Origin of the sequence: Stenotrophomonas sp. 3diitr2024 (genome assembly GCF_042136455.1) — a bacterium.
Classification (GTDB): domain Bacteria; phylum Pseudomonadota; class Gammaproteobacteria; order Xanthomonadales; family Xanthomonadaceae; genus Stenotrophomonas; species Stenotrophomonas sepilia.
The window spans coordinates 1-25,251 of sequence record NZ_JBHHMJ010000462.1 but is presented as its reverse complement, the minus strand read 5'-3'; the positions used below and the strand labels follow the sequence as shown (position 1 = coordinate 25,251).

Annotated in this window: 22 protein-coding genes and 1 riboswitch; of the genes, 12 read left to right on the top strand and 10 right to left on the bottom strand. The window is 64.2% G+C overall.

Annotated elements, in window-relative coordinates; translation table 11 throughout:
- Window positions 1-345: 345 nt before the first annotated feature.
- The 3 genes from pncA to ABGA94_RS11735 form a co-directional block, all read right to left on the bottom strand.
- Window positions 346-972 (bottom strand): bifunctional nicotinamidase/pyrazinamidase, encoded by a 627-nt coding sequence (pncA, locus tag ABGA94_RS11745; protein ID WP_095378597.1) that lies wholly within the window; start codon window positions 970-972, stop codon window positions 346-348.
- 55 nt (window positions 973-1,027) lie between these two features.
- On the bottom strand, window positions 1,028-1,699 hold the full coding sequence (locus ABGA94_RS11740) for an epoxyqueuosine reductase QueH (RefSeq protein WP_197598793.1): 672 nt from the start codon (window positions 1,697-1,699) through the stop codon (window positions 1,028-1,030).
- Between the two features lie 138 nt (window positions 1,700-1,837).
- A riboswitch (cobalamin riboswitch) is annotated at window positions 1,838-2,052 on the bottom strand.
- Window positions 2,053-2,261: 209 nt separating this feature from the next.
- Window positions 2,262-3,872, bottom strand: a complete 1,611-nt coding sequence (locus ABGA94_RS11735) for a hypothetical protein (RefSeq protein ID WP_095378598.1) — start codon at window positions 3,870-3,872, stop codon at window positions 2,262-2,264.
- A 143-nt stretch (window positions 3,873-4,015) separates the two neighbouring features.
- Here ABGA94_RS11735 and ABGA94_RS11730 point away from each other — a divergent pair, with 143 nt between their 5' ends.
- Window positions 4,016-5,863, top strand: coding sequence for an RpoH suppressor (locus tag ABGA94_RS11730; RefSeq protein WP_375367357.1), 1,848 nt, complete (start codon window positions 4,016-4,018; stop codon window positions 5,861-5,863).
- Window positions 5,864-6,239: 376 nt separating this feature from the next.
- Here ABGA94_RS11730 and ABGA94_RS11725 read toward each other — a convergent pair whose 3' ends face one another.
- Window positions 6,240-7,607, bottom strand: coding sequence for a short-chain fatty acyl-CoA regulator family protein (locus ABGA94_RS11725; RefSeq protein ID WP_095378603.1), 1,368 nt, complete (start codon window positions 7,605-7,607; stop codon window positions 6,240-6,242).
- 115 nt (window positions 7,608-7,722) lie between these two features.
- On the opposite strand from ABGA94_RS11725, the gene ABGA94_RS11720 reads away from it, so the two are divergent.
- Genes ABGA94_RS11720 through mmsB form a run of 5 tightly spaced genes read left to right on the top strand, consistent with a single transcriptional unit; the run spans window position 7,723 to window position 13,262 of the window.
- A complete protein-coding gene (locus ABGA94_RS11720) occupies window positions 7,723-9,228 on the top strand; it encodes a CoA-acylating methylmalonate-semialdehyde dehydrogenase (protein ID WP_375367355.1) in 1,506 nt (501 codons plus the stop codon).
- Window positions 9,229-9,242: 14 nt separating this feature from the next.
- Window positions 9,243-10,409, top strand: coding sequence for an acyl-CoA dehydrogenase family protein (locus ABGA94_RS11715; protein WP_095378605.1), 1,167 nt, complete (start codon window positions 9,243-9,245; stop codon window positions 10,407-10,409).
- Complete coding sequence (locus tag ABGA94_RS11710; RefSeq protein ID WP_065178421.1) at window positions 10,406-11,203, top strand: enoyl-CoA hydratase; 798 nt, start codon at window positions 10,406-10,408, stop codon at window positions 11,201-11,203. The genes ABGA94_RS11715 and ABGA94_RS11710 overlap by 4 nt, the downstream gene beginning before the upstream one ends.
- Complete coding sequence (locus ABGA94_RS11705; RefSeq protein WP_375367354.1) at window positions 11,200-12,375, top strand: enoyl-CoA hydratase/isomerase family protein; 1,176 nt, start codon at window positions 11,200-11,202, stop codon at window positions 12,373-12,375. Before ABGA94_RS11710 ends, ABGA94_RS11705 begins: the two co-directional genes overlap by 4 nt.
- On the top strand, window positions 12,372-13,262 hold the full coding sequence (mmsB, locus tag ABGA94_RS11700) for a 3-hydroxyisobutyrate dehydrogenase (RefSeq protein ID WP_069138081.1): 891 nt from the start codon (window positions 12,372-12,374) through the stop codon (window positions 13,260-13,262). The genes ABGA94_RS11705 and mmsB overlap by 4 nt, the downstream gene beginning before the upstream one ends.
- Before the next feature lie 318 nt (window positions 13,263-13,580).
- Here the strand turns inward: mmsB and ABGA94_RS11695 are convergent, their stop codons facing one another.
- The gene (locus ABGA94_RS11695) at window positions 13,581-14,006 is read right to left on the bottom strand and encodes an organic hydroperoxide resistance protein (RefSeq protein ID WP_004153735.1); all 426 of its coding nucleotides are present in this window, start codon (window positions 14,004-14,006) and stop codon (window positions 13,581-13,583) included.
- 111 nt (window positions 14,007-14,117) lie between these two features.
- The gene (locus ABGA94_RS11690; protein WP_095378611.1) at window positions 14,118-15,074 is read right to left on the bottom strand and encodes a cation diffusion facilitator family transporter; all 957 of its coding nucleotides are present in this window, start codon (window positions 15,072-15,074) and stop codon (window positions 14,118-14,120) included.
- 128 nt (window positions 15,075-15,202) lie between these two features.
- Here ABGA94_RS11690 and ABGA94_RS11685 point away from each other — a divergent pair, with 128 nt between their 5' ends.
- Window positions 15,203-15,382 carry a sulfate transporter gene (locus ABGA94_RS11685; RefSeq protein ID WP_375367352.1) on the top strand — a complete coding sequence of 60 codons (180 nt, stop codon included), beginning with the start codon at window positions 15,203-15,205 and terminating at the stop codon, window positions 15,380-15,382.
- Window positions 15,383-15,560: 178 nt separating this feature from the next.
- Here ABGA94_RS11685 and ABGA94_RS11680 read toward each other — a convergent pair whose 3' ends face one another.
- On the bottom strand, window positions 15,561-16,109 hold the full coding sequence (locus ABGA94_RS11680) for a DUF4304 domain-containing protein (protein WP_188248756.1): 549 nt from the start codon (window positions 16,107-16,109) through the stop codon (window positions 15,561-15,563).
- A gap of 452 nt (window positions 16,110-16,561) precedes the next feature.
- On the opposite strand from ABGA94_RS11680, the gene ABGA94_RS11675 reads away from it, so the two are divergent.
- Entirely contained in the window at window positions 16,562-18,190 is a 1,629-nt protein-coding gene (locus ABGA94_RS11675) for a hypothetical protein (protein ID WP_188248757.1), read from the top strand.
- A 265-nt stretch (window positions 18,191-18,455) separates the two neighbouring features.
- Here the strand turns inward: ABGA94_RS11675 and ABGA94_RS11670 are convergent, their stop codons facing one another.
- The 3 genes from ABGA94_RS11670 to ABGA94_RS11660 all read right to left on the bottom strand — a co-directional run bounded on the left by ABGA94_RS11670 (window position 18,456) and on the right by ABGA94_RS11660 (window position 21,082).
- A complete protein-coding gene (locus ABGA94_RS11670; protein ID WP_242015148.1) occupies window positions 18,456-18,695 on the bottom strand; it encodes a DNA-binding protein in 240 nt (79 codons plus the stop codon).
- 143 nt (window positions 18,696-18,838) lie between these two features.
- The gene (locus tag ABGA94_RS11665) at window positions 18,839-20,620 is read right to left on the bottom strand and encodes a peptidoglycan-binding protein (protein ID WP_288419414.1); all 1,782 of its coding nucleotides are present in this window, start codon (window positions 20,618-20,620) and stop codon (window positions 18,839-18,841) included.
- Window positions 20,621-20,662: 42 nt separating this feature from the next.
- Window positions 20,663-21,082: a lysozyme inhibitor LprI family protein gene (locus ABGA94_RS11660; RefSeq protein ID WP_194430935.1), complete on the bottom strand. Its 420-nt coding sequence runs from the start codon at window positions 21,080-21,082 to the stop codon at window positions 20,663-20,665.
- A 220-nt stretch (window positions 21,083-21,302) separates the two neighbouring features.
- On the opposite strand from ABGA94_RS11660, the gene dusA reads away from it, so the two are divergent.
- From dusA to ABGA94_RS11640, 4 genes are all read left to right on the top strand, one after another.
- Window positions 21,303-22,334 carry a tRNA dihydrouridine(20/20a) synthase DusA gene (gene dusA, locus ABGA94_RS11655; RefSeq protein ID WP_262220897.1) on the top strand — a complete coding sequence of 344 codons (1,032 nt, stop codon included), beginning with the start codon at window positions 21,303-21,305 and terminating at the stop codon, window positions 22,332-22,334.
- Window positions 22,335-22,546: 212 nt separating this feature from the next.
- Window positions 22,547-22,921: a hypothetical protein gene (locus ABGA94_RS11650; protein WP_375367349.1), complete on the top strand. Its 375-nt coding sequence runs from the start codon at window positions 22,547-22,549 to the stop codon at window positions 22,919-22,921.
- 73 nt (window positions 22,922-22,994) lie between these two features.
- Window positions 22,995-23,678 (top strand): response regulator transcription factor, encoded by a 684-nt coding sequence (locus tag ABGA94_RS11645; RefSeq protein ID WP_004136763.1) that lies wholly within the window; start codon window positions 22,995-22,997, stop codon window positions 23,676-23,678.
- Between the two features lie 25 nt (window positions 23,679-23,703).
- On the top strand, window positions 23,704-25,128 hold the full coding sequence (locus ABGA94_RS11640; protein WP_005420622.1) for a sensor histidine kinase: 1,425 nt from the start codon (window positions 23,704-23,706) through the stop codon (window positions 25,126-25,128).
- The last annotated feature ends 123 nt before the right edge of the window (window positions 25,129-25,251 follow it).

Genomic DNA, 25,251 nt, shown 5'->3' with positions numbered 1-25,251 from the left:
CGCGCTCGTCGATGATCCGGCCCAGCGGGCGGAAGTCGTCGCCCAGTGCGGTGATGTCCAGCGCGCGTTCGGTTGCCTCGCGGGTGAGGGCGTCGCGCAGCGGCGTGCCCGGATTGACGAACGATGCGCCCGGCAACTGCAGAGATCCCGAGGTTGCCGGCCAGCGGCCGGCACTACCGAATCCTGATTTCATCCAATGAAAAGCCCCCGGTTCGGCCGTCCCGCGATCTATAGGGGGGCGTAGTTAGGGGGCTGGATGAATCGATTGTGTTGTTGTGGGCAGGAGCGCGCAAGCGGCATAAGCGACGTGCGCGGTAGCGCCGGGCCATGCCCGGCGGTCACGCCTCAGACGATCGCAATCCCCGCCTTGCCCAGCGCTTCGCGCACCATCGCGTCGTTGGCTTCGGTCACCGGCCGGGTCAGCTCCCACAGGAACTTCACCCGGAAGCCGGACTTCACCGCGTCCTGCGCGCTCCACAGCACGCAGTAGTCGCGTGCCAGGCCGCACACGTGCACCTCGCGGATGCGGCGCTCATGCAGCCAGCCGGCCAGGCCGGTGGCCGGGCGCTCGCCATCGGGGCCGTGGTTCTCGCGGAAGGCGCTGTACGAATCCACCTGTGGGCGGGTGCCCTTGCGCAGGATCAGGTCGGCCACGGTCCAGTCCACGCCCGGGTGCAGCGCGGCGCCATCGCTGCCCTGCACGCAATGGTCGGGCCACAGGGTCTGTGGCTGCGCGTGCAGCAGGATGGTCTCGAACGGTCGCTTGCCGGGGTGCTGGCTGGCGAACGAGGCGTGGTCGGCCGGGTGCCAGTCCTGGGTCGCCACCACGGTGCGGTAGCGACGCTGTGCCAGCAGGTCGGCAATCGGTGCCACCAGCGCATCGCCCTGGTCGCAGGCCAGCGCACCGCCGGGCATGAAGTCCGGCTGCAGGTCGATCACCAGCAGGGCGACATCGGCGGGCAGGGCAATCATGGCAGATCCACTACATCAGAAGGAGCGACCAGCGTGGCCGCCCCATGCCTGCACGTCAATCGCCCTGCGGCGCCTCAGCGTCCTGCCCGTAGTACAGCAGTCCGATCTTGATCCGTTCGCGCCCGTTCTCACGGCGATGGCGGTTGGCATCGCGCAGCGAGTACACGCAGCCGCAGTACTCCTGCTGGTAGAACTGCTCGCGCTTGCTGATCTCGATCATGCGGCTGGCACCGCCGCCCTTGCGCCAGTTGTAGTCCCAGTACTGCAGGCCTTCATAGCGCGACGCCGCGCGGATGCCGCAGTCGTTGATCTGCGCCATGTTCTTCCAGCGCGAGATGCCCAGCGACGAACTGATGGTGTCGTAGCCGTGCTCGTGCGCGTACAGCGCGGTGCGTTCGAAACGCATGTCGAAGCACATCGTGCAGCGGATGCCGCGCTCGGGTTCGTTTTCCATGCCGCGTGCACGCCTGAACCAGTTGTCGGTGTCGTAGTCGCAGTCGATGAACGGAATGCCGTGCTGTTCGGCGAAGCGGATGTTCTCCTGCTTGCGCAGCTCGTACTCCTTCACCGGGTGGATGTTGGGGTTGTAGAAGAAGATCGCGTAGTCGATCCCGGAAGCGGTGATCGCCTCCATCACTTCGCCCGAACAGGGCGCGCAGCACGAATGCAGCAGCAGGCGCTTGCCATCGGCGGGCAGGGTCAGGGTGGGGCGTTGGAACTCGGTCATCGTGGCGTGCGTCAGGGCGTGGGAGCGGTCTGGCCGGTTACCGTGAACAGGACGCGCGCGGCCACGCCGCCTGTACGTGCAGGCAGGCGATGGCCCCGGCACCCTCCCCGCGGAGAGTCCAGGTCGAATCAGGGGACGGTCGTGTCCCCCGGCCGGGGCCGGTATTCGGGCTGATGGACACGGGCCGCAGCCCACCTACTCCCTGCCGCTTCCCAGGCGCGAGCCCAGTGCTGTTGGCAGGATTCGTTTCCATTCACCGCTGCGGGGCAGCTCCGGAATGGGCGCACGAAGCGCCTTCACCGGATTCCCGTTTAACTCCCTGCCGCCATCCAGCCACGGCAGGGATACCTTCGGCGTGCCCACGGTGGACGCGTTGGCGGCAATGGTCAAGGGCAAAGCATGAGATACGTGGCGCAGAGGCTAGCCCCAGTAGCGGTCGGGTCTCCACTCTGCGCATCGATCTACACGCGCATGTCGTCATTCCGCATCTAGATGTGAATTGAAAGAGGCAAGGGTATTGAGGTGTCAATCTCCATGTTTCCACTTCCGGGTTCGTTGGGGTTTAGGGTTGGCCCTGCTGCTCATCTGGCTTCGTATCGAGTTCTTCATTGACCGAAAAGCCAGCTTCTATCTTTGATTCCTGTTCACGAACCAAGTTATCGCGACGAGATGAGAGAGCTCTTGCAACGGCGCCTAAGCCTGGAACCTTTGAAAGTGCATCTACAGACTCGGAGAGTCGAGCACTCTTTTCCAGTACATCCATAAGCGGATGATCAGCTTTGCTGTAATCGGTGATCAGCTTTCCGGGGTTCTCGGCACTCACTTGAAGTACATTGAACAACAGCCTGGTTCGCAGCTCATCTTTTACTGATGCATCGTTGGCTAATCCTTCAATCTGATTGGAAAGCCCGGAGAATGTCTTTCCCAGTACAGCCTTGTGGGTGTACTCCTCAATCAGTCGCTTGGATAAGTTCAGCCTTTTATTGGCCGAATACGCTAGCCAGAGAACTGGGAAGTACAACGGGAGAATGGAAACAACGAGCCGGGGAGTGTCTTTCAAGACGCTTGCAAGCTCAGTTCCTTGCATCAACAAGTAACAATTGACTCCGAACGGAATGATGGAGACTGCAACCAGTCCATACACCGCAAACTTGAAGCTGCGTTCGTGTGATGCCAGGAAGGATGCCTCTTCATCTTTCTTGCTTTCATAAGCCGCACTCAGTCCTGCAGCTAGTGCGCCTGGGAGAAGCGCTTTCAACTGATCCGAAACTTCTGATAGCGAAGCTTTCCCTCCCTCCAGCAGCGATGCGAACTCGGTGCGTTGCGCTTCACGCAAACTGTCATGACGCCCTTCTACGGCCTTAATAGATGTGTCAACCAACTCGTCTAGTGAACCGATCTTCGAGTCGAGCTCTTCATACGACTTCGTAAGTTGATCCTTCAGGCCATCTACTCTTTGAGTGTTTCCGGCTGAGTCTTCAATGTTGTGCCCAAAAATTTCCTTGTGCAGCTCATCGAACTCGGCAGTCTTCTTCATGGAGTGTGTGAGCAGACTTTTGATGTTCTCGTTTTGCGCATTTGCATCGCTTAATGTCTTCTTGAGATTTTCTATGGCCTCGTTCGCGTTCGCCGCTTGTTCAAGAAGTCTCTGAACTTCATTGAGTTGGGAGGTGATGCTGTCAATAGAATTCTGCGTGTTGGAACTGGCGGCAACAACGGAATCATGCAGTGCTAGGGATTCGCTAGACTTCAGTGCTAGAGATTCGGACTCTTGGAGGAACTTTTCCTTTGAGGTGGAAACTAATTCCATTTCCTGCAAAAGCGTTGATCTTGCAGCCTCGATCTGTGTATGGGCCGCATGCATCTCCTGTGCCATCTGATCAAGCGCCGCTCGCTTCAGCCTGATTTCCTCGAGTGCTTGAGCAGCATCCTGGGCGGACTCGCTCGCTGTTTGCGCAATCCGCGATTCAATCTGAGGGATTTTTCCGTTAGTGATTGCCAGGACATTGCTATTAAGAACGGCAATCTGCTCGCCAATGGTTGATCTGAACTTATCAAAGTCCGCTTGATCCACACCGCCAAATATTCCCACTTTTTCTCCCCCCTGGTGACTAATGATCCGCGCCAGACTGGCGCAACTTCTGAATAGATTGGCAGGGCGGGCTTGTTGCATCAAGGTTATTATCAATCTGTTTGCTTGATGTCGCAAAGCGCCGGAGTTGCGGGGCTTGTCTCAATTGGTGAGAGCCCCTCTTGCCATACTGTGCATCGACAGACGGGAGGTGGCTCGTGGCGGCGAAGTACTGCGATCTGGTCATGAAAGGCGGCATCACCAGCGGCATCGTGTACCCCAATGCGGTACTGGCGCTGGCACGCGAGTATCGGTTCAAGAGCATCGGCGGCACCTCCGCTGGCGCCATCGCTGCGGCGGTAGCGGCTGCGGCGGCATGCGGTGATCGCCGCATGCAGGCCGGCGAGCACCTGCCCGGTGATGCCGGTTATGGCGGGCTGTCGGCGGTGTCGGCGCAGTTGTCGCGGCGCGGGTTCATCTACAGCCTGTTCCAACCGGCGCGGGGCGCGCGCGCGGCCTATCGGCTGCTGGTGGTGCTGACCGGCAATGCCGGCCTGCCGCACAAGCTGCTGTGCCTGGCGGTGGCGGTATTCGAGATCGCGCCGCTGGAAGTGCTGGTGTCGCTGGCGCTGCTGCTCGGCCTGGGCTGGTGGGGCGGTGGCTGGAGCGGCGTGGCCGCAACGCTGCTGCCGTCGCTGCTGTGCGCCTACGGTGCAGGCGTGGCCGGAGCCGCCTTGCGCGTTGCGCGTGTGGCCCGGCGCAACCTGCTGGGCCTGTGCAGTGGCCTCGGCCGCGATGCACGCAAGCCGGCGTTGACCGAGTGGCTGCATGAATGCCTGCAGCACTTGTCCGGCAAGCCGCTGGATGCACCGCTGACCTTTGCCGACCTGCATGACGCGCCGCGCTATGCCGGCGAGCCGGACAGCCCGCATGCGATCAGCCTGCAGATGATCACCACCTGCGTGTCGCACAATGAACCACGCACACTGCCGCTGGGCGGCGCGCAGTTCTGGTTCCTGCGCGAGGAGTTCGAGCAGTTGTTCCCCGCCAGCGTGGTGCAGTGGCTGGTGACGCAGGCCGGCCCCCCGCTGGAGGTGGAAGGGCGCCGGTACTACCACCTGCCGCAGGGTCCGAAGCTGCCGGTGCTGGTGGCCACGCGCATGAGCCTGAGCTTCCCGTTGCTGATCAGCGCGGTGCCGCTGCATGAGCCCTCGCGCCGCGAACGCCGCTGCGAACCCACTGCACCTGCCGCCGATCAGGAACACAACGTGGCCGACAGCATGGAAGGGCTGACCAGCGCCGGGCAGACCTGCGGCCCGGTGATCACCGCGTTCCGCATCTGCTGGTTCTCCGATGGTGGCATCAGCAGCAACTTCCCGATCCATCTGTTTGATGCCGCGCTACCGCGCTGGCCGACCTTCGCCATCAACCTGGTCTACCCGCAGCATGCCGAAGACGTGGGCCGCGGCAGTGATGGCCGACAGGCGCTGGAAAGTGCCGTGTTCCTGCCCACCGAAAACCGCCACGGTTGGCAACGGCATTACCAGTCCATTGCCACGCCGCTAGCCGCAGCTGAGCTGGGGCGCTTCCTGTTCGCGGTGGTGGCGACCATGCAGAACTGGCGCGACCTGCTGCAGGCGCGCGCGCCGGGTTACCGTGACCGCATCGTGCACGTCAGCCTGCAGGGCGACGAAGGCGGCATGAACCTGGACATGCCGCAGGAGGTGCTGACCCGCATCGCCGACAAGGGCAGCCTGGCGGGTGCGCGCTTCTGTTCGTTCTCGTTCGGGAACCACTACTGGATCCGCTGGCGCAACCTGGCCTCGGCCTACCAGCGCTACACGCTGGAAGTGGCGCGTACCGACGACCCGGCGCAGCAGGTGCTGGCCTACCGCGCGGCGTACTCGATGGTTGCCCGTGGCGAGCCGGCACCGCCGTCGTACAAGCTCGGCTCGGAAGACAAGCGTCGCGGCTCGCAGCTGCTGTGGGCGCAGATGGTCGAGCAGGGCCGCACCTGGGAAGACCTTGGCCCGGACCTGACCGAAGGCGCACCGCGCCCGCTGCCGCAGATGAAGGTGACGCCGATCTACTGACCCGGTAGTAGATCCACGCCATGCGTGGATGAACGTCCATCGAAATCGAATATTTCGAACATTCATCGAAGAGCATCCACGCATGGCGTGGATCTACCGTGTCGACCAAGGTCGACACCTACCAGAGCAATACGTCGTTCCGACAGATGGAAGGAAACTGTCGAAGGCGGGGTGGTGTCGGATTGCGGGGTGTCCGCGGCATGGATGCTGCGGCCAAGCCCCCAGGGACGGGTTCACGGCGTCCCCGCAATCCGACACCGCCCCGCAATCCCACGGAATGCCAGCTGTTGCTGTTGCTGTTGCTTCGGCTTCGGCTTCGGCTTCGGCTTCGGCTTCGGCTTCGGCAGGTGCAGGGCGCAGCCCTGCCGAACCAACCCTACCTCCCCGGCAACTGCGCGAACGCGCGCTGCATGCAGTCCTCGCGCGGGCACACCCGGCAACCCGGCCCGATCGATACCGAATTGCCCGGGCTCTGCACATCCAGCCCCAGTGAATACACCAGCCGCTCGGCATGCTGCAGATCGCAGCCCAGCGCCACCGCGAAGGTCTTGCGCGGCTGGCCATGGCCCACCGGGCCACTGCTGACCTGCCGCGCCAGCCAGAAATGACGGCGGCCATCGGGCATGCGCGCGGTCTGGGTAAGGATGCGGCCTGGCTGGTTGAACGCCTCGTAGACGATCCATAGCGGGCACGAGCCGCCCACCTGCGAGAAGTGGAAGTCGGTGGCCGAATGGCGCTTGGATACGTTGCCCGCGCGGTCCACGCGGATGAAGAAGAACGGCAGGCCGGGCGCACTGCGCCGTGCCAGCGTGCTCAGCCGGTGGCAGACCGCCTCGAAGCCGACGCCGAACTGGTGCGCCAGCAGTTCGATGTCGTAGCTGCTGGCCTCGGCCGCACGCAGGAAGCGCATGTAGGGCATGACCAGCGCGCCGGCGAAGTAGTTCGAAAGACCCACCCGCGCCTGCGCGATGCGCGCGTCATCGGTGAAGCCCGCACGCGCCACCACCGCGTCGATCTGCGGCAGGTAGCCGTGCAGGGCCAGTTCGGCGGCCATCTGGAACGCCTGCTGGCCTGGCTCCAGGTAGTCCGGCAGCCACAGCCGCCGCGTACCCGCATCGTACTGGCGCTTCTCGCGCCCGGCCTGCAGTGCGGCCACTTCCACCAGCACGCCGTGGCGGTCGGCCAGCAGCTGGCGCAAGCGCGGCGCCACATGCCCAGGCGATAGCCCCCACTCGGCGAACAGGCGCTCGGCCAGTTCGTCCAGCTCGGGAATATGGTTGTGCATGCGGTTGAAGAACTCGCGTACCTGGTCGCCGGCCGGCAGGGTGCTGCCGGCGCCGGGCTCGCCCAGCTGGAATTCCAGCGCGGCGGCATGCTCGCGCAGTGCCAGGTGGCGGCGGTGCAGGTCCAGCAGCGCACGGCTGACCTGCGGCAGGTTGCCCGCCAGGGTGCGCAGTTCGGTGGCGCTGACTTCGGCCAGGCCCAGGTCGCGCAGGGTCTCGCCCAGCGCTTCCTGCAGCGCGGCGGGCTCATCTTCGTCGAACAGTGCGGAAACATCGCCGAGTACCTGGCCCAGCTTCTTCTGCACGGCCGGGGTCAGTGGGCGCTTGTTGCGCTCGATCTGGTTCAGGTAGCTGGCCGACAGCCCTAGCGCCCGCGCCAGGTCAACCTGGCTGTAGCCGCGCTGTTCACGCAACCGCCGCAGGCGCAGGCCGAGTTGCCGCTGGGGAGCTGAGGGATTCACAGAATTAACAGGAATCGTGGGGCGTGTTGGCCAGATTAAGCGGATTCAGCCCAGAAATCGAGCTGGGTGCTGTGAATAATGCCAAGCATCTTTCGCACCCTGTGGGATTGTCGTCATGACTGTTGCAGCGCCCCGTATCCGCATGCTGATCGATGGCCAGTTCGTTGAATCGGCCACCTCCCACTGGCAGGACGTGATCAATCCGGCCACCCAGGACGTGCTGGCCAAGGTGCCCTTCGCCACCACCGGCGAAGTGGACGCCGCCGTCGCCGCCGCCAAGGAAGCCTTCAAGACCTGGCGCAAGACCCCGATCGGCACCCGCGCGCGCATCTTCCTGAAGTACCAGCAGCTGATCCGCGAGAACATGAGCGAGCTGGCCCACATCCTCACCGCCGAACAGGGCAAGACTCTGCCCGACGCCGAAGGCGATGTGTTCCGCGGCCTGGAAGTGGTCGAGCACGCCGCCGCCATCGGCAACCTGCAGCTGGGCGAGCTGGCCAACAACGTGGCCAATGGCGTGGACACCTACACGATCATGCAGCCGCTGGGCGTGTGCGCCGGCATCACACCGTTCAACTTCCCGGCGATGATCCCGCTGTGGATGTTCCCGATGGCGATTGCAACGGGCAACACCTTCATCCTCAAGCCGTCCGAGCAGGACCCGATGGTGACCATGCGCCTGGTCGAGCTTGCCCTGGAAGCCGGCATTCCGAAGGGCGTGCTGAACGTCGTCCACGGTGGCGAAGAAGTGGTCAACGCGATCTGCGACCACCCGGACATCAAGGCCGTGTCGTTCGTCGGTTCCACCCGCGTCGGCACCCACGTCTACAACCGCGCCTCGCTGGCCGGCAAGCGCGTGCAGTGCATGATGGGCGCCAAGAACCACGCCGTGGTGCTGCCGGACGCCAACAAGGAACAGACCCTCAACGCGATGGTCGGTGCCGCCTTTGGTGCCGCGGGCCAGCGCTGCATGGCCGCCTCCACCCTGGTGCTCGTCGGTGAGGCGCGCAACTGGGTGCAGGACCTGGTCGAAAAGGCCAAGACGTTGAAGGTCAGCGCCGGCACCGTGTCCGGCACCGACGTCGGCCCGGTCATTTCCTGCAGCGCCCGCGAGCGCGTGGAAGGCCTGATCGCCTCGGGCGTGGAGCAGGGCGCCAAGCTGGCACTCGACGGCCGCAACCCGCAGGTCGATGGCTTCGAGAAGGGCAACTTCGTCGGCCCGACCATCTTTGCCGGTGTCACCACCGACATGCGCATCTACCAGGAAGAAATCTTCGGGCCGGTGCTGGTCATCCTCGAAGCAGAAACGCTGGAAGACGCCATCGCGATGGTCAACAGCAACCCGAACGGCAACGGCACCGCACTGTTCACCCAGTCCGGCGCGGCCGCGCGCAAGTTCCAGGAAGACATCGACGTCGGCCAGGTCGGCATCAACGTGCCGATCCCGGTGCCGGTGCCGCTGTTCTCGTTCACCGGTTCGCGCGCCTCCAAGCTGGGTGACCTGGGCCCGTATGGCAAGCAGGTGGTGCTGTTCTACACCCAGACCAAGACGGTCACCGCGCGCTGGTTCGATGACGAGACGCTGAGCCACGGCGTCAACACCACGATCAGCCTGAAGTAACGGCAGGAGCAGCCATGAGCCACTCGATGACGACGGAACTGGAAGAAGCGCAGCAGGCGTACCGCGAGGCGGCGCGCGACTTCGCACAGGCCGAACTGGCGCCACACGCCGCGCGATGGGATGCGGAGGGCATCTTTCCGCGCGAGGCGATCGCCAAGGCCGGTGAACTGGGCTTCTGCGGTCTGTACATGGACCCGGAAGTGGGCGGCAGCGGCCTGAGCCGGCTGGACGCCGCCGTCGTCATCGAGGAGCTCGCCAACGTCGATCCGTCGACTGCGGCCTACATCAGCATCCACAACATGGCCTCGTGGATGGTGTCCACGTGGGGCCAGCCAGCACTGCGCGATGCGTGGGGCACTGACCTGTCCTCGGGCAACAAGCTGGCCTCGTACTGCCTGACCGAACCGGGTGCCGGCTCCGATGCGGCCTCGCTGAAGACCACCGCCGTGCGCGACGGCGATCATTACGTGCTGAACGGCTCGAAGGCCTTCATCTCCGGCGCCGGTGCCACCGAACTGCTGGTGGTGATGGCACGTACCGGCGGTGCCGGTGCCGGCGGCGTCAGCGCCATTGCAGTGCCGTCGGACCTGCCGGGCATCAGCTTCGGCCGCAAGGAAGAGAAGATGGGCTGGAACAGCCAGCCCACCCGTGGCATCACCTTCGAAAACGTCCGCGTGCCGGTCAGCCACCTTCTGGGAGAAGAAGGCGGTGGCTTCAAGCTGGCGATGAAGGGGCTTGATGGTGGCCGCATCAACATTGCCGCCTGCTCGCTGGGTGCCGCGCAGGGCGCGCTGGATGCCGCGCGCCGCTACATGGGCGAGCGCCGCCAGTTCGGCAAGGCGCTGGCCGAGTTCCAGGCGCTGCAGTTCAAGCTGGCCGACATGGTCACCCAGCTGGTGGCCGCGCGGCAGATGGTGCACACCGCCGCACGCAAGCTCGATGCCGGGGCCAGCGATGCCAACGTATGGTGCGCGATGGCCAAGCGCTTCGCCACCGATGCCGGCTTCAACGTCTGCAATGAAGCGCTGCAGATCCACGGTGGCTACGGCTACATCCGCGAGTACCCGATCGAGCGCCTGCTGCGTGACTGCCGCGTGCACCAGATCCTGGAAGGCACCAACGAGATCATGCGGGTGATCGTTGCCCGTCACCTGCTCAACACCGAAGAGGAACTGCGATGAAGGATTGGCGTACCCAGGAGCACGTGGGCCTGAAGGTCGAGGCCGACGGCCACACCGCCGTGGTCACCCTGAACAACCCGCCGGCGCACACCTGGACCGTGCACAGCCTGTCGGCGCTGCGCGACCTGGTCGGCGCGCTCAACGCAGACCGTGACGTCTACGCACTGGTGATCACCGGTGACGGCGAGAAGTTCTTCTCCGCCGGTGCCGACCTCAACCAGTTCGCTTCCGGCGACAAGGCCGCAGCGCGCGAAGCCGCGCGCCGTTTCGGCGAAGCCTTCGAGGCGTTGTCCGGTTTCCGTGGCGTGTCGATCGCCGCGATCAACGGCTACGCGATGGGCGGAGGCCTGGAATGCGCACTGGCCTGCGACCTGCGCATCATCGAAGAGCACGCCCAGGTGGCGCTGCCGGAGGCCACCGTCGGCCTGCTGCCGTGCGCCGGTGGCACCCAGAACCTGCCGCGCCTGGTTGGCGAAGGCTGGGCCAAGCGCATGATCCTGCTGGGTGAGCGCATCAACGCCGAGACCGCGCTGCGCATCGGGCTGGCCGAAGAGAAGGTCGGCAAGGGCGAAGCCAAGGCACTGGCGCTGGAATGGGCGAAAAAGGCCGGCAAGCAGAGCCCGACCAGCATCGCCGCCTGCAAGACGCTGGTACAGGCCACCCGCACCGGCACCCACGCCTCGGCGCTGGTGGCCGAGCGCGAAGCCTTCGTCGATCTGTTCGACACCGCCGACCAGGTCGAGGGCGTGACTGCCTTCCTGGAAAAGCGCGCCGCGCAGTGGAAGAACGCATGAGCACCGACACCGCTGCCGACGACGCACCGGTGCTGTTCGAGGAGCGCGTGGCCGGTAACGGCATGCGCATCGGCCTCGCCACGCTCAACGCGCCGCGCACGCTCAATGGCTTCTCGCTGCCGATGGCACACCTGCTGCTGGAGCAGTTGAACGCCTGGGCCGACGACGACGGCATCGCCATGGTGGTGCTGCAGGGTGCTGGCGAAAAGGCGTTCTGCGCTGGCGGCGACCTGCACAGCCTGTACAAGGCCATGGTCGCCTTCCGTGAGGACGGCCGCAGCGACATCCGCGAGAACGACTACGCCGCCGAGTTCTTCGACGTTGAATACCGCGTCGATTACCTCATCCACACCTACGCCAAGCCGATCCTGTGCTGGGGCCACGGCATCGTGATGGGCGGCGGCATCGGCCTGATGTCCGGCGCCAGCCACCGTGTGGTCAGCGAGCGCTCCAAGCTGGCCTTCCCGGAAATCACCGTCGGCCTGTTCCCTGATGTCGGTGGCAGCTGGCTGCTGCCGCGCGTGCCGGGCAAGGGCGGGCTGTTCCTGGCGCTGACCGGCGCGCTGCTCAACCCAGGCGATGCCATCTACGCTGGCCTGGCCGATGTACATGTGCCCGAAGAGCGCCGCAGTGCGGTGTTCGATGCGCTGCTGCAGGTGGCCTGGTCCAGTGACTCCGCACACAACCACGAACGCCTGACCCATCTGCTGCAGGCGCATGCCAGCGATGCCGCCACCGGTCCGCTGCTGGCCAATGCGGCGCAGGTCGATGCGTTGTGCGAAGGCGATGACCTTGAAGCCATTGTCGCGCGCATTGCCGGCCTGCAGACCGATGATGCGTGGTTGCAGGCGGCACAGAAAACCCTCGCCGCCGGTGCGCCGGGTTCGGCACGGTTGTCGTACGAGCTGCAGCGCCGCAGTGCCGGCCAGGATCTGGCCGCGATCTACCGTCTGGAGTACATCGTCGCCCTGCATTGCGCCGCCCACGGTGATTTCGCCGAAGGCATCCGCGCGCTGCTGATCGACAAGGACCGCAATCCGCAGTGGAACCCGGCCACCCTGGCCGAGGCCACCGGTGCGTGGGCCGACACCTTCTTCGCTTCCCCCTGGGCCGCTGCCGCGCATCCGCTGGCCGACCTGGGCACTCCCCTTGTTGAAAGGAGCCTTGCATGAGCCGCATTGCATTCATCGGGTTGGGCAACATGGGTGGCCCGATGGCCGCCAACCTGGTCAAGAACGGCCACACCGTGCGCGTGTTCGATCTGGTCCCGGCCGCGGTGCAGGCCGCCGTCGATGCCGGTGCCAGCGCGGCGTCGTCGGCACGCGACACCCTGGCCGATGCGGAAGTCGTGATCTCGATGCTGCCGGCCAGCCGCCACGTCGAAGGCGTCTACCTGGGCGATGACGGCATCCTCGCCGCAATCCCGGCCGGTGCACTGGTCATCGACTGCAGCACGATCGCACCGGCCAGTGCCCGCAAGGTCTCGGAAGCGGCCGCCGCGCGTGGCCTGCAGATGATCGACGCGCCGGTCTCCGGCGGTACCGCCGGCGCCCAGGCCGGTACCCTGACCTTCATCGTCGGTGGCGAAGAGGACGCGCTGGAGCGCGCCCGCCCGGTGCTGCAGGCGATGGGCAAGAACATCTTCCATGTCGGCGCCAGCGGTGCTGGCCAGGTCGCCAAGCTGTGCAACAACATGGCGCTGGGCGTGATCATGGCGGTGACCGGTGAAGCCATCGCACTGGGCGTGGCGCACGGGCTGGACCCGAAGGTGCTGTCGCAGATGATGGCGGTCAGCACCGGCCGCAGCTGGGCCACCGAAGTGTGCAACCCGTGGCCGGGCGTGCTGGAAAATGCGCCGGCCTCGCGCGGCTACAGCGGCGGTTTCGGCAGCGATCTGATGCTGAAGGACATGGGCCTGGCGGTAGAAGCGGCGATGAGTGTCGGCGCCTCGATCCCGCTGGGCGAAGTGGCCCGCAACCTGTACTCGATGAACCACCAGGCCGGCCGCGGCAAGCTGGATTTCTCCAGCGTCGTGCAGCTCATCACAAGCGACCAGTAACTGGTCGCTGGTCCGCGCATTCCACCTTATCCCCGCGCCGTTGGCGCGCCCCCTTGAACAACAAGGGGGCTCTTCTCCAGAAGGATGGATGCGCGCCGCAGCGAATGCGTCCCCGGCCATGTGCCGGGGCCCACCCGAGGTGGGATGGGCGGATGTTTGGTTTCGACCGGCATCCGCCCATTTTTTTGGGGGGGCGGATCACTGGGGTCGGATCCCTTTCGCAACGCGAAAGGGCTCTGACCCCATATAGCCGTGCCGGGCCTGGGATGGGGTCAGAGCCCTTTGCTGTTGGCAAAGGGATCCGACCCCGGCGCTGCATCAGGCAACGATCAGCGTCACGTCGATGTTGCCGCGGGTGGCGTTGGAGTACGGGCACACGATGTGTGCCTTCTGCACCAGTTCTTCCACCTGCTCGCGCGGCACGCCCGGCACGTTGATGGTCAGCTCGGCCTCGATGCCGAAACCGGTCGGGATCTGGCCGATGCCGACCTTGCCGGTGACGGTGGTGTCGGCCGGCAGCGCGACCTTGGCCTGGCCGGCCACGAACTTCAGTGCGCCCAGGAAGCAGGCCGAGTAGCCGGCGGCGAACAGTTGTTCCGGGTTGGTGCCGGGGCCGCCGGCGCCGCCCAGCTCGCGCGGGGTCGACAGCTGGATGTCCAGCACGTTGTCGGAGGAGACGGAACGGCCTTCGCGGCCGCCGGTGGAGGTGGCCTGGGCGGTGTACAGAACCTTTTCGATGGACATCGGGATGCTCCTGGTCAGTGGGTGGGTGTTGCGTTGGAGCCTACTTTGCCCGCTTTCCGCGTACGTTGGGTTGCAACGCGTACGAAAAACTTGATCGATCGTCCTGTTGGCCTAGATCGTCCACTCGCGGTCGGTGGTGAACATGATGGTCAGCCAGCGGTCCGGCGAGGCCTCGCCCAGCGCTTCGCCGATCTCGTCGCGCAGCCGGTCCCATTCCACCAAGGGCCGCGGTGGGTCGTCTTCCGGCACCACGAAGAACAACTCGATCTGCTCGCCACGCCCCACCTGCGCCACGTAGCTGCGGTGCTCGACGAAGCCGTGCCTGGCCACGATCGCGCGTGCCACCGCATCCACATGCGCCTGCAGTTCCGGCGGAGTGACCAGCAGGATGCCGGCCAGCGCCCGGCGCACGGTGCCGAGCGGGGCGATCATCACCAGCACGCAGACGAAGGCGAGGATGGCCGGGTCGATGTACGGCCCGACCCACGCCAGCGAGGTGCCCTGCACCAGCACGCCGCCGAGGAAGGCCAGCAGATAGCAGGCCGACATGCTGGCGGCGATCGCCCAGTTCTTCGCGTCCAGTGCGATGAACTCCGAACCGATGCGCCGGTTGGCGCGCAGCACGAACCAGGCCAGCGCACCTTCGCCGACGATCGACAGCCCGGCGAAGGCGATGGCCGGGCCGAGCGCGATGTGGCGGCCGCCGGACATCAGCGCGTCGACCGCATTGACCAGCGCATACAGCGCCGCGCCGATCATCAGCGTGCCGCTCACCCCCAGCACGATCGGCTCCAGGTGCCAGAACCCCATGGTGAAGCGCTGGTTGAGCCGCGACTGCAGCGCGTCGGTGCTCGTGGACAGTGCGATCAGCCGCGCGACCAGCAGTGACAGCCAGGTCATCACCACATCGATCAGGCCGTAGATGCCGTCGAAGATGATCAGCGAGGAATTGGCCAGCAGGCCGAATACCACTGCGGCGGCGGCCAGCAGCAGCGAGGCGGCGATGGACAGGCGCAGCACGCCCTGTTCGGTGGTGGAGTCGAAGAACTGCGGACGATCGGCGGCCATGGCGCGATTGTAGAGCGCCGCCGCGCCCCGCTGCCTTCCGCTGTCTGGCATCGTCGCAGAACGTTGAGGACATCGACGAGAGGCCCAGCGAGCGTGACCGCGAATGCGTCGTCCAGGGCGTGGCCAACATGGTTATCGAATTTCTCGGCCGCATGCTGGATATGCAGCGCTACGATGCCGGTGACAAGCAGGTCTACCGCGTGCGTGGGCAGGTGTTCTTTGCCTCGGCCGGCCAGCTGGGTGCGGTGTTCGACTACCAGCACGTGGCGCCGAAGGTGCAGATTGATCTGAGCGATGCCCTCCTGTGAGACCTGACCGCCGCGGCCGCGCTGGAACGCGCGCAGGAATAGCTGGCCGCACATGGGGCGAAGGTGACGGTGGTGGGGCTGAATGCTGCCTGCCAGACGCTGATCGAGCAGGTGGGTGGCGCGTGTAGCGGGCACTGAAGCGGCGGTGCTTCAATGCCCACGCCGGTTCTGGGGGCGGCTAATCCTCCAGAATTTTCCTGAATCGGCTTTTGAGTGCGGTAGCGCCATTACATATGGAGAGTCCATATGTGGCTAGCGCCTTGGCAGACTCGGTGTCAGCCTTTGCCTGCCACGAAAGGGCAGCGAGCAGGGCCCTGCCGACGCGCGTGATCGAGCTGAAGTGTGCCGGCGTCGTGTCAGCCTGAATGGCCGCGACCGTCAGAGCTTCACAGATGGAATCGATGTCCTGGAACTTTGAGAAGAAGGGAAGGGCATTCTCTGTCAATAGAGCATCCACCTCGATCTTGAGCAGACCAGCATCCTGTTCAACGCTTATCCAATGGTCGCTTTTCCCTGAGGGAGCGGCCCTGCATCTCACGTCGCAGTCGGCTTCGTTGAGATTCATGGTCTGATCCGTGCAACGCCCCGGGATGAAGCGGGCGAGCACACCGACATTGAGTGCGAGTGCTTTGCCATCGCTTCTGATTTGAGGCGAGAGCACGTCAATGAAATGTTGGCGCACTCTGAAGAGTGTCAGGTCGTGGCGGACAAATCCTGCGTCCTTCATCGATGCATAGACGATGGCAAGGACGCTTCCTCTTGATAGGTTCATAGGGTCAATGTTGAGTTACAAACAGTCTGACGAATTGTCACTGAGCCGAGATCCAATAGCGTGCGGCCCTAGAGAAGAGTGTTCATCAGGAAGTAGAGCTGGATATTTTCAAAGCAGTAGTATTAGCGATCAGGTAGGACGGTGCGAGTGCATTTTTCGACAAGAATTGACGTATTCGGCCTGATGTCGGGGGGGCGGAAACTCGCGCCAAATTCGTTCGTCCAAGATTGCAGAAGGTCGAGCTGTGTACCTGTCGGGTGAATCCAAAAGAACGAAGATTGCTCAATGACGAAGGTCACAAACGAACTCAAATGACAATGAGCACCGTGATGGTAGCGAGCAAGTCTCATGTATGTGAAGATCGGATCGCCGATAGAGGCTAGAGATCTACCAAATACAGGATGTCCATGCTTTCCATCAATAACGCTGTTCTGAAGCTAAGTAAGCGCGCAGAGACTCATGATCCGCAACATATAATTGATTCTTTTGTGGATATTGGTCCCGTTTTTACATTGCTATCGAATGCCGATAATCAGATAATTTTCGGGAGGCGCGGAACGGGAAAGACTCATCTTCTGGGGTACCTGCGCAGTCAACTTGACCGGTCTGGTGTGGTGACAGCGCAGCTCGATATGAGAACAGTCGGTTCCACTGGCGGAATCTATGCCGATCCGAATACGCCATTGCCAGAACGTGCTACGCGTTTGTTGGTTGATACTCTGATAGCGATTCAAGATGCGGTGCTGAAACGTGTTCTTGAAGACACGGAATGTTTGGATCTTTCTCAGATTGGACCGGCGCTTGACGCTTTTGCCGAAGCTGCAACTGAACTCACTGTTGAGGGAATGGTTGAGCAGGAGTGCACACGAAGCTCTACTGTGGCCAACAACGAAGGCTCAAGCTTAAGGATTGGCCTTGGTGCCGGTGCGCCACTTTCATTGGACGTCGAAGATAGTCAGAAATCTCAAGTCGAGAGAGGAGGGCGCCTTAGGGTTTCTGGTCACCAGCGCCTACGCGTGCAGTTCGGTCGACTTGCTCGTGAACTGCAGAGACTTGTCGATCTCTTGCCGGATAGAAAGCTCTGGGTGATTCTGGATGAGTGGAGCGAGATTCCTCTGGATCTGCAACCTTACTTGGCAGACCTTTTTAGGCGTTGTGTCATTCCAGTCAGAGGTGTAACCGTCAAGATAGCTGCCATTGAGCAACGTTCCAATTTTCGGGTCGCTGATGATTCGGTGGGGCATATTGGTATTGAAATTGGTGCGGATGCGGCTGCTAGCATCAGTCTTGATGAATTTTTGGTCTTTGAGAACAGTCCGGAGCAGGCGAAGCAGTTCTTTGCGGAACTTCTGTTTCGCCATGTGATTGCAATGATGAAATCTGAGGGGGCAGGCCTGCCTGATTCTGCTACTGATCTAGTAGCCAAGCTCTTTACCCAGGTGACGGCGCTTGAGGAGTTCACCCGGGCATCGGAGGGTGTGCCGCGCGATGCTATCAACATCATTGGCATTGCAGCACAGAAGTCTCCGAATAGCCCTATTTCAGTGCAGGATGTTCGTAGCGCTGCTCGAACGTGGTACACGCGCGCCAAGCAACAGGCTATTGCCACCAGGCCGGAGGCGCAGAGGCTCTTGAACTGGGTGATTGACGAAGTCATTAAGCATCGACAGGCGCGCGCGTTTCTACTCGAAGTCGGCGCGAGGGACGATTTGATAGATTTTCTCTATGATGCTCGTGTCCTGCATGTAATTAGACAGGGCGTATCTTCGCAAGATCATGCTGGTCGACGGTTCAATGTCTACGCGCTGGACTACGGATGCTACGTCGATCTGATCAACACTTCTCGAGCACCCAAGGGGTTGTTCGCTGCCGGGGTTGATTCTGTAGATGAAGAGCAAGAGGTATTTGTTTCAGTCCCGCATACGGATCTTAGGTCGATTCGTAGGGCAATCCTCGACCTCGCCGATTTCTACAAACAACAGCCTGTTCAGGCCCAGCTGCCCGGCTTCGGATACCCAGCTAGCAACGAGGAATGACGGAAATGTCTCGGTCGTCTAAGCAGGGCCCGCGGCAAGCGTCTGTCGCGGTTACGGCATATTTGGAGGCCACCAAATGCGCTGATGTTGGCTGAATCCAGCCTTGGTCGACCATCGTGCAGTCGAGACGATGGTCGGCTCAATGTCGCCAGCCAGATCCTTTTCTAGTCGGTGGGGCCGCTTGGCGGGGCTGGCATTGAGCCTGCATTACATACAGCGTGGGACAAGCGACGCCCGACTATGTTGAAGGTTAAATTAGTTGCGATCACACAGAATCTGGCGGACGGCTGTTCGCCTGCACGATGAGGTGAGTCCTGAGCGCTGACAGGGCACAAGCCACTGTTCCAAGCGCCTCCTGAAAGTGGCTTGTATCACCTGCTGCCAGCGCTTCGCCCAGATAAGTGGCAATCGCCACGTCGTCGTCGAGATAGTCTTCTGGATCAAAGGGAGTCGTCTTCAGCTTGCTCATCTGCGTGAACGTCTGTGTCGCCTGCGGGAATGCCATGGACTGATCGTATCCAGAGAGATACATCCTTCAATTGGCATTTGCGACAATCCTCGACGCACCTCAACCAACGCCCCCGTCGGCCTCAAGCCGACGAGGGGTGAGCAAGGCAATGGCACTCGCAGGCCCGTGGGCCCGCTCTCTTACGCCATCATGGCCCGCGGGCCGTGCTGCTGGGTCTGCTGGTCGATCTTCTGTTGCTCGCGCTGCTGATCGCTCACCTGCAATGCCCGCTCGCTGTTTTCCTGCACGCTCTGGCGCATCGCGTCCGCCGTCGATACCGGCGCGGTATTGCGGTTCAACGCGCTTTCGTCGTGCAGTGCATTGGCCTGCACCGCGCGCGCCATCGAGCCATCCTGGTTCAGTTCAACGCGATCAACCCGGTACAGGCCGGCACGTGCAGCTTCCACGGTAAGCGCAGCGGCCAGCTTCTCGCTATGCTCGCCGGAGGGCAGGCCACGCGCTTCCTCGGCGAACTTCACCTGCACCAGGGTCTCGGTGTACAGCCAGTTCTGCGGGCTGCGCGGGTCGGACATCGGGTACACCGTCTCGCGCGCAGGCTCGGCCGCGGTCTGCTGCCCCGGGGTGTTGCCCTGTGCCTGCGCACGCTGCTGCACTTCATTGGCCAGCGCCTGGCGGGTTTCCGCATCGGCAATGCCGGTCGCGGGCAGGCCATGCTGCTGCTGGAAAGCGTTGATCGCATGGCGGCTGCCGCCGCCCAGATAGCCATCGCTGCCAATGGCCTGGCCCTTGGCGTCGGTCAGCCCCAGCGCGGCCAGGTTGCCTTGGAGTTCGCGCGCGTCGCGGTCGATCGCGGCCAGCGTGGCTGGCCCGGCCTTGCCGTCCACCGGGTCCAGGTTGTGTGCGCGCTGGAAGTCTTCCACCGCCTTGCGGGTGGTGGCATCGAAGCGCCGGTCCGGATTCAGCGTCTGCTGGCCGCCAGCACTGGCATAGCCCAGCGTGACCAGATTGCTCTCCAGCTTCAGCACGTCACGGCCGCTGGACCCTTCCTTCAACGTCTGCGAACCGGCCTGCTGGCGCGGTGCGCCGATCTGGTCCAGCGCCACCTTGATGTCCGCATCGTTGTGCTCACCGGCGGGCGAGTAGTCGCGGCTGCTGACCTTGGCATGGGCGCGGTCCATTGCGTCCTTGTTGTTGGCGTAGGCATTTTCGTAGCGCACGGCGATGTCGCCGGCCTTGGGCGCGTCGAAGTACTGGTAGGTCTCGCGGATCTGCCCGGCCTTCGCGCGCAGCGCCTCGTAGTCACCGCCTTCTTCCAGCACCTTCTGCAGCTTGGGCAGCTGGCTGGGCAACTGGTTGGCGGTCTTGGCGATCAGGCTGATCGCTTCGAAGCGGTTTTCCTCGGCGATGCCGCTGCCGTGTGCGTCCACCATCGCCATGCCGATCCGGGTGGCGTTGCGCACCTGCGGGTAGTCGATGTTCGCGTGGATCCACTGCTTGCCCTCGGCCGAACCGGCCCAGGCGTTGATGCTGTCGCGCGTGTTGGTATCGATGAACTGGATCGAGCTGCGCCCGCTCAGGCCATTGCCGTGGCTGAGCAGGTCGCGGCGCAGGTCGGCGTGGTCCTGGGTGAAGGGCAGGTTGTGCGCCTTGGCATAGGTGCTGGCCTGATCGATCACGGCGTCGACATAGGTCGTCTCGCCCGCCTTCAGTGCGTGGCCGTCGATGGCGCCCAGCGCCCACTCGCCGCGCTGGCCGAAGTCGACCTGGATCGCGCCCAGGCTGTAACCGCTGTTCTGCGCGACTTTGTTCACTGTGCCCCAGTGCGGTTCGGTCACGCCCTGGGTGATGCCGGCGATGGCCAGATGGTAGGAGGCGGGACCCCCTTCGGTACCACGGCCGACGGCGAAATACACGGCGCCGGAGGTAGCATCGAGATCATGGGTATCGATGTTGGTTGGCATGTCTTACATCCTTGTGCAGTCAGAGGGTTTGCCCCTCAAGGGTCAGTCCAGCAGCTGCAGATACTTCTGCAGCTGGTCGGCACGCGCGCTCAGGCGCATCACATCGTTCAGCTCGCCCTGCAGGTTGCCGGGCTGCGAATCGTCGTACAGCGCGGTATCCAGTTCGCCATCGCGGCTGCGCGACTGCAGCCACGCGCGCTGGGCATTCACCAGCTTGGTCTTCTTTGCGCCACTCAGCTTTGCCTGCAGCTGGCGGTAGGCCTGGTTCAGGCGCTGGTCCTGGCGTGCGCTTTCCGAGGTCAGGCAGGCGGCCTGCTCGATCGCACCCTGTGCCTTGTCACGGCAGGTGGTGAAGGTCGGGCTCAGCCCGGTGGCAGCGGGTGCTGCGGTTGCCGTGCCGATGGCCATTACGGCGACCGCCAGCGCGGTGGCGAGGGTCCTGCTCAAACGCTTGTGCTGCATCATCTGCTCCACACGTCCAATCCATTGCGAGCGACGGACTATAACGGCGTCAGTATTTCGTCGTCGTCAACGAATCGCGACAACTGTGACCGGTTGCCCGTCATTGTGGGTTGGCGCCGCCCGGCTTGCGAACGGCCCTCGGGCCCGGGCGCCCCAGCGCTATCCGGGCGCCACCCGCCGCCATTCAGCTGTCCGGTGTAAACTATTGATCTCACTGGCAATGCCAGTCTCCGCGATCAACACCCCGATGACGTCCGCCACCGCCCGTTACGCCGATTCCCTGCGCCTGTCCGTGGCCCCCATGATGGACTGGACGGACCGCCATTGCCGCGTGTTCCACCGCGTGCTGGCGCCGGGTGTGCGCCTGTACACGGAAATGGTGCACGCCAACGCGGTCATCCACGGCGACCGCGAGCGCCTGCTCGGCTTCGACCGCAGCGAGCAGCCGCTGGCGCTGCAGCTGGGCGGCAGCGACCCGGCGCTGCTGGCGCAGGCCGCGCGCATCGCCGCGGAGTGGGGCTACGACGAGGTCAACCTCAACTGCGGCTGTCCGTCCGACCGCGTGCAGGCGGGGCGTTTCGGCGCCTGCCTGATGCGCGAGCCGGCGCTGGTAGCCGACTGCGTGGCGGCGATGGTCGACGCGATCGGGATCCCGGTGACGGTGAAGTGCCGCTTGGGCGTGGACGAGGACAACGACTATGACGTGTTCGCCGCCTTCGTCGACCGCCAGGTCGCCGCCGGTGCCGCAATGGTGGTGGTGCATGCGCGCAACGCGTGGCTGAAGGGCCTGTCGCCGAAGGAGAACCGCGAGGTTCCGCCACTGAAGTACGACTGGGCCTACCGCCTGAAGCAGGAGCGCCCGGCGCTGCCGGTGGTGCTCAATGGCGGCCTGGCCACCATCGAGGCGGTACAGGCGCAGGCCGCGCACGTCGATGGCGTGATGCTGGGCCGCGCGGCCTACCACGACCCCTACCTGCTGCATCAGCTGGAGGCGCTGCAGACCGGCGCCCCGCTGCAGGCCCGTGGCGACCTGCTGCGCACGCTGCGTCCCTACGTGGAAGCGCGCCTGGGCGAAGGCCTGGCGCTGAAGCACATCACCCGCCACCTGCTCGGCCTGTTCCACGGCCAGCCCGGTGGCCGCGCGTTCCGCCAGGTGCTGAGCGAGGGCGCGCACCGCCCGGGCGCCGACTGGAGCCTGGTCGAGCAGGCCCTGTCGGTCACTGAGCGCGAAGCCGATCGTGCCGCAGCGTGACCGCAGTCACATTCCTGACTTGACAAGGGACGGTGATTCGTCCCGAATGTTCACCTAGCTGAACATCACAGGGCTGCGGCCGGAAAAGTTCAGACCGGATTCACTGCCCCAAACCAAGAATTTGCAAAGGAATTGTAAAGGCCGGGTCCCGCACCCGGCTCCCGGATTTACGACTTTTGAACGAATCGCCGTGCTCGGCTAGGATCGCATCGATGTCTTCCGCTCCCTTCCATTGCCGCATTGCCCTGGCCACCTGCGTGGTGCTGTCGGCTGCGCCGCTGTCGTCGGCGCTGGCGCAACAGCCGCCGCGCGGCGAGCAGGCACGGGCGGAAATGATGGATCGGGGAGAGCGCGGCCACCGTGGCGACGAGCGTTCGCTGTCCGATGCCGTGCGCCGCGTGCAGCGCAGCACCGGCGGCCACATCCTCGGCGCCGAGCGCGTGCCGTTCGATGGTCGTGATATCAACCGGGTGAAGTACATGGACGACCGGGGCCGGGTCCGCTACATGGACGACCCCGCCCCGTCGCGTTCACAGCCGCGGACGCCGCGGTCGGATATGTCATCACTACGCGGCGATAACCCCTGAACAGGGATAGTCGTCGCTATCAACCCGTACCCCACAGGCCTCCGGGCCACACCCAGGACACTAGGGAGAGTTCATGCGTATCCTTCTGGTCGAAGACGAAGCCCCGCTGCGTGAGACCCTGGCAGCCCGGCTCAAGCGCGAAGGCTTTGCCGTCGATGCTGCGCAGGACGGCGAGGAAGGCCTCTACATGGGGCGCGAAGTTCCGTTCGATGTCGGCATCATCGACCTCGGCCTGCCCAAGATGTCGGGCATGGAGCTGATCAAGGCCCTGCGTGACGAAGGCAAGAAGTTCCCGGTACTGATCCTGACCGCGCGTTCGAGCTGGCAGGACAAGGTCGAGGGCCTGAAGCAGGGCGCCGACGATTACCTGGTCAAGCCGTTCCACGTCGAAGAGCTGCTGGCCCGCGTCAACGCGCTGCTGCGCCGCGCCGCCGGCTGGAGCAAGCCGACCCTGGAATGCGGCCCGGTCGCCCTGGACCTTGCTGCCCAGACGGTCAGCGTGGCCGGCAGCAATGTCGACCTGACCAGCTACGAGTACAAGGTGCTGGAATATCTGATGATGCATGCCGGTGAACTGGTCTCCAAGGCCGACCTCACCGAACACATCTACCAGCAGGACTTCGACCGCGACTCCAACGTGCTGGAGGTCTTCATCGGCCGCCTGCGCAAGAAGCTGGACCCGGATGGCGAACTGAAGCCGATCGAGACCGTGCGCGGTCGCGGCTACCGTTTCGCGATCCCGCGCAACGAGGGCTGAGCCGGCTCACCCTGGCGATAACACGATGTCCGGCCGTCTGTGGTTCTTCCGACGCTGGCGGCCGCGCTCACTGCAGGCGCGCCAGATGCTCGCCGCGTCCGTGGGCCTGGTGGCGTTCCTGGCGCTGGCCGGCTACGCGCTCGACGCCGCCTTCGCCGATACGGCGAAGGCGAACCTGCGCGAGCGCCTGAAGAACTACGCCACCTCCTACGCGGCCGGCATCGACTTCACCCGCGACCGCTCGCTGTACATCCGCGAGCAGCCGCCGGATTCACGCTTCGACGTACCCGGCAGTGGCCTGTACCTGCAGGTGGTGATGCCGCACGGCAAGGGCAATTCGATGTCCGCCGAAGGGCCCATGCTGCCCACCGTGGGCGGCGGCCTGCTGGCGCCGCGCCAGGAAGTGTTCGAAGGCCCGCTGCCGATGATCCAGATCGATGGCAGCCAGGGCTCGGTGTACCGCTATGGCCTGGGCCTGGTGTGGGGCGCCGACGCCGACCCCGCCACTGAATTCCCGTACACCATCTACGTGATGGAAGACTCGCGCGCGCTGGGTGCGCAGCTGCGCGTGTTCCGTGGCCGCGTCTGGTTCTACCTGGGCGGCATCGGCCTGATCCTGCTGCTGCTGCAGACCGTCATCCTGCAGTGGAGCCTGCGCCCGTTGCGCCGGGTGATCACCGAGCTGACCAAGGTGCAGCGCGGCGAGACCGAGCGCATGAGCGAGCGCCACCCGCGCGAGCTGGAACCGCTGACCGACAGCATCAACGCCTTCATCGAAAGCGAGCGCGAGAACCTCGAGCGCCAGCGCAACACCCTGGCCGACCTCGCGCACAGCCTGAAAACGCCGATCGCGGTACTGCGCACGCAGATGGACAGCGGCGCCGGCGACGGTGCGCTGCGCGAAGAACTGGACGTGCAGCTGCAGCGCATGAACAACCTGGTTTCGTACCAGCTGGCACGCGCGGCCTCGTCGGGCCACAAGCTGTTCTCCGCGCCGCTGCCGATCGAGTCCAACGCCGAGGAAATCGTGCGTGGCCTGGAAAAGGTCTACGCCGCCAAGGGCGTGCTGTGCGAATTCGATATCGACCCGGTCGCACGCTTCCACGGCGAACCGGGCGACCTGCAGGAACTGCTCGGCAACCTGCTGGAGAACGCCTTCAAGTGGGCCAACCGCCGCGTGCTGTTGACCGCGCAGCCGCTGCCGGCGCCGAACGCACGCCGTGCCGGCCTGTTGCTGGCGGTGGACGACGATGGCCCGGGCATCGCCCCGGACGACATCGGCAAGGTGCTGCAGCGTGGCGTGCGTGGCGACGAGCGCGTGCAGGGCCACGGCATCGGCCTGTCGATCGTGCAGGACCTGATCAAGGACTACCGCGGCGAACTGACCGTGGGCCGTTCGGCCGAACTGGGTGGCGCCCGCTTCGAAGTGCGCTTGCCGCCGGGGCCGTAAACCTCGCATTCCCGTCCGCCGGGCATCGCCTGGCGCAACAACGCAGGGTGTTCCGGTAGTGCCGGCCGCTGGCCGGCAACCTCATGATCTTCGGTAGCCTTGCTTGGTTGCCGGCCAGCGGCC